2 rRNA genes are annotated in these 3280 nt (G+C 52.7%); both read left to right on the plus strand.

Features of this window, described 5'->3' with window-relative positions:
• Positions 1 to 29 precede the first annotated feature (29 nt).
• Positions 30 to 2937, plus strand: a 23S ribosomal RNA gene (locus ADK28_RS28540).
• Positions 2938 to 3036: 99 nt separating this feature from the next.
• Positions 3037 to 3152 (plus strand): 5S ribosomal RNA (gene rrf, locus ADK28_RS28545).
• Positions 3153 to 3280 lie beyond the last annotated feature (128 nt).

A 3280-nucleotide genomic window follows, 5' to 3' on the forward strand; every position in this document is an offset into this window, starting at 1 on the left:
CGAACGATGGAAACATCTTCGGGTTGTGAGGTTAAGTGACTAAGCGTACACGGTGGATGCCTAGGCAGTCAGAGGCGATGAAGGGCGTGCTAATCTGCGAAAAGCGTCGGTAAGGTGATATGAACCGTTATAACCGGCGATACCCGAATGGGGAAACCCAGTGTGTTTCGACACACTATCATGTCATGAATACATAGTGGCATGAGGCGAACCGGGGGAACTGAAACATCTAAGTACCCCGAGGAAAAGAAATCAACCGAGATTCCCCCAGTAGCGGCGAGCGAACGGGGAGGAGCCCAGAACCTGAATCGGCTTGTGTGTTAGTGGAAGCGTCTGGAAAGTCGCGCAGCAAAGGGTGATAGCCCCGTACACTAAAATGCACAGGTCGTGAGTTCGATGAGTAGGGCGGGACACGTGACATCCTGTCTGAATATGGGGGGACCATCCTCCAAGGCTAAATACTCCTGACTGACCGATAGTGAACCAGTACCGTGAGGGAAAGGCGAAAAGAACCCCGGCGAGGGGAGTGAAATAGAACCTGAAACCGTGTACGTACAAGCAGTGGGAGCACCTTCGTGGTGTGACTGCGTACCTTTTGTATAATGGGTCAGCGACTTATATTTTGTAGCAAGGTTAACCGTATAGGGGAGCCGTAGGGAAACCGAGTCTTAACTGGGCGATTAGTTGCAAGGTATAGACCCGAAACCCGGTGATCTAGCCATGGGCAGGTTGAAGGTTGGGTAACACTAACTGGAGGACCGAACCGACTAATGTTGAAAAATTAGCGGATGACTTGTGGCTGGGGGTGAAAGGCCAATCAAACCGGGAGATAGCTGGTTCTCCCCGAAAGCTATTTAGGTAGCGCCTCGTGAACTCATCTTCGGGGGTAGAGCACTGTTTCGGCTAGGGGGCCATCCCGGCTTACCAAACCGATGCAAACTCCGAATACCGAAGAATGTTATCACGGGAGACACACGGCGGGTGCTAACGTCCGTCGTGAAGAGGGAAACAACCCAGACCGCCAGCTAAGGTCCCAAAGTCATGGTTAAGTGGGAAACGATGTGGGAAGGCATAGACAGCCAGGATGTTGGCTTAGAAGCAGCCATCATTTAAAGAAAGCGTAATAGCTCACTGGTCGAGTCGGCCTGCGCGGAAGATGTAACGGGGCTAAACCATGCACCGAAGCTGCGGCAGCGACGCTTAGGCGTTGTTGGGTAGGGGAGCGTTCTGTAAGCCGTTGAAGGTGGCCTGTGAGGGTTGCTGGAGGTATCAGAAGTGCGAATGCTGACATAAGTAACGATAAAGCGGGTGAAAAGCCCGCTCGCCGGAAGACCAAGGGTTCCTGTCCAACGTTAATCGGGGCAGGGTGAGTCGACCCCTAAGGCGAGGCTGAAAAGCGTAGTCGATGGGAAACAGGTTAATATTCCTGTACTTGGTGTTACTGCGAAGGGGGGACGGAGAAGGCTAGGCTAGCCGGGCGACGGTTGTCCCGGTTTAAGCGTGTAGGGGGTGTGACCTGGTAAATCCGGTTGCATGCTAACCCTGAGGCGTGATGACGATGCACTACGGTGCAGAAGTAGTTGATGCCCTGCTTCCAGGAAAATCCTCTAAGCTCCAGGTAACATTAAATCGTACCCCAAACCGACACAGGTGGTCAGGTAGAGAATACCAAGGCGCTTGAGAGAACTCGGGTGAAGGAACTAGGCAAAATGGTGCCGTAACTTCGGGAGAAGGCACGCTGGCATGTAGGTGAAGTCCCTCGCGGATGGAGCTGAAGCCAGTCGAAGATACCAGCTGGCTGCAACTGTTTAATAAAAACACAGCACTGTGCAAACACGAAAGTGGACGTATACGGTGTGACGCCTGCCCGGTGCTGGAAGGTTAATTGATGGGGTCAGCCGCAAGGCGAAGCTCTTGATCGAAGCCCCAGTAAACGGCGGCCGTAACTATAACGGTCCTAAGGTAGCGAAATTCCTTGTCGGGTAAGTTCCGACCTGCACGAATGGCGTAATGATGGCCAGGCTGTCTCCACCCGAGACTCAGTGAAATTGAACTCGCTGTGAAGATGCAGTGTACCCGCGGCAAGACGGAAAGACCCCGTGAACCTTTACTATAGCTTGACACTGAACATTGAGCCTTGATGTGTAGGATAGGTGGGAGGCTTTGAAGCGTGGACGCCAGTCTGCGTGGAGCCATCCTTGAAATACCACCCTTTAATGTTTGATGTTCTAACTCGGCCCCGTGATCCGGGGTGAGGACAGTGTCTGGTGGGTAGTTTGACTGGGGCGGTCTCCTCCCAAAGAGTAACGGAGGAGCACGAAGGTTAGCTAATCACGGTCGGACATCGTGAGGTTAGTGCAAAGGCATAAGCTAGCTTGACTGCGAGAGTGACGGCTCGAGCAGGTACGAAAGTAGGTCTTAGTGATCCGGTGGTTCTGAATGGAAGGGCCATCGCTCAACGGATAAAAGGTACTCCGGGGATAACAGGCTGATACCGCCCAAGAGTTCATATCGACGGCGGTGTTTGGCACCTCGATGTCGGCTCATCACATCCTGGGGCTGAAGTAGGTCCCAAGGGTATGGCTGTTCGCCATTTAAAGTGGTACGCGAGCTGGGTTTAGAACGTCGTGAGACAGTTCGGTCCCTATCTGCCGTGGGCGTTGGAAGATTGAGAGGGGTTGCTCCTAGTACGAGAGGACCGGAGTGAACGCACCACTGGTGTTCGGGTTGTCATGCCAATGGCATTGCCCGGTAGCTAAGTGCGGAAAAGATAAGCGCTGAAAGCATCTAAGCGCGAAACTTGCCTCAAGATGAGTCTTCCCTGGGCCTTTAAGGCCCCTGAAGGAACGTTTAAGACTAAGACGTTGATAGGCTGGGTGTGTAAGTGCAGCGATGCATTGAGCTAACCAGTACTAATGATCCGTGAGGCTTAACCTTACAACACCGAAGGTGTTTTTAGAGAGATTTTCAGCGAAGTTCCGAGATTGGTTCTGATGGCTTCATGGAAGTGAAGCGGTTGGAATGAAACAGAATTTGCCTGGCGGCAATAGCGCGGTGGTCCCACCTGACCCCATGCCGAACTCAGAAGTGAAACGCCGTAGCGCCGATGGTAGTGTGGGGTCTCCCCATGCGAGAGTAGGACACTGCCAGGCATCAAATAAACGTTATCAGTGTGACGACTGGTAATGCGCAAATCGCAGAACGCGATGTTGCCGGCATCGAAAGATGCAACGTAAAAGAATCGGTGGAGCGGTAGTTCAGTTGGTTAGAATACCTGCCT

Source organism: Serratia sp. 506_PEND (assembly GCF_001076875.1).
GTDB lineage: Bacteria > Pseudomonadota > Gammaproteobacteria > Enterobacterales > Enterobacteriaceae > Serratia > Serratia marcescens.